The sequence below is a fragment of the Pedobacter sp. 10L46_2 genome (assembly GCF_056395165.1).
In genome coordinates this window covers 1-1,325 of sequence record NZ_JBFTIZ010000525.1, presented here as the reverse complement: position 1 = coordinate 1,325, position 1,325 = coordinate 1, and the positions used below count along the sequence as shown (strand labels likewise).

Annotated in this window: 1 protein-coding gene and 1 pseudogene; both read right to left on the bottom strand. The window is 37.0% G+C overall.

Annotated elements, in window-relative coordinates; all coding sequences use genetic code 11:
- Positions 1-197 precede the first annotated feature (197 nt).
- Positions 198-1,037 carry a translation elongation factor Ts gene (gene tsf, locus AC1DDX_RS27475; RefSeq protein ID WP_477623040.1) on the bottom strand — a complete coding sequence of 280 codons (840 nt, stop codon included), beginning with the start codon at positions 1,035-1,037 and terminating at the stop codon, positions 198-200.
- Between the two features lie 100 nt (positions 1,038-1,137).
- Positions 1,138-1,325, bottom strand: a pseudogene (locus AC1DDX_RS27470) (hypothetical protein); the annotation flags it as partial.

Here is a 1,325-nt window from a genome sequence, read left to right as displayed (position 1 = left end):
GAATTAAGCGTAACACTTAATAACAATTGTTTTTTAGGTTCTAGACCACTGGTCAAATCTAAAGGACGCAGTGTGTGTTCGAGATGATGGTGTGTCTTTCTAATGCTAAGTTCTCAGAATAACGAAAACAAAAAAAGAGGGTATATCATCATTATAAAAATCATGATACACCCTCTTTTAATATAAAATAAAAGCGATTAAGCTCCTAATTGTACGCGTTTAAATGCAGTAACAGTTAAACCGTTAGCTGTATCATTTAAGAATTTACGAACATCTTTAGATGAATCTTTAACAAATTCCTGGTTCAATAAAGTACTGTCTTTGTAGAATTTATTCAATTTACCAGCAGCAATTTTTTCTACCATTTCTTCAGGTTTACCTTCAGCACGGATTTGTTCTTTAGCGATTTCAGTTTCACGCTCAATAGTAGTTGCATCAACATCAGCTTTATCTAAAGCAACTGGGTTCATAGCAGCAATTTGCATTGCAACATCTTTACCTGCTTCGTCAACACCAGCAACAGCTTGGTTTAAAGCAACCAAAACACCTAAACGGTAGTTACCGTGGATGTAAGGAACAACTTTCTCACCTGATACTGTTTCAAATTTAGAAATACCGATTTTCTCACCGATTTTACCAGTGTTTTCGATAATGATATCAGAAACTTTCTGACCATCAACTTCTAAAGATAAAAGCTCTTCTAATGAAGCAGGGTTTTTATCGATAGCTAAATCAGTAAATTTATTAGCTAAAGCAACGAAATCAGCGTTTTTAGCAACAAAGTCAGTTTCGCAGTTTAATTCAACAACAACACCACGTTTGCCATCAGCTGTAGCTTTAGCAATAACAACTCCTTCGTTAGAATCACGATCCTGACGTGAAGCTGCTACTTTAGCACCTTTTTTACGTAAGTAATCAACCGCAGCTTTGAAATCACCGTTAGCTTCGATTAATGCTTTTTTGCAGTCCATCATACCAGCACCGGTTTGTTGGCGCAATTTGTTTACATCTGCTGCAGAAATTTGTACTGTAGACATTTTATTTCCTTTTTAAGTTATTATCAAAAATTATGGGTTGTACGTGATTGTTGTAAGTAAACCTCCAACGCACAGCATACAACCCAAATTATATTATTAATTAAGCTTCTTCGCTTGTACCTTCTTCGGTTTCAGCTTCGCTACTTACTTTTTTTCTTCTTGCACCAGGAGCAGCAGCTTCAGGAGCATCAGCAGCAGCTTTAGCAGCGGTTTCAGCTTCGCTACTTACTTTTTTTCTTCTTGCACCAGGAGCAGCAGCTTCAGGAGCATCAGCAGCAGCTTTAGCAG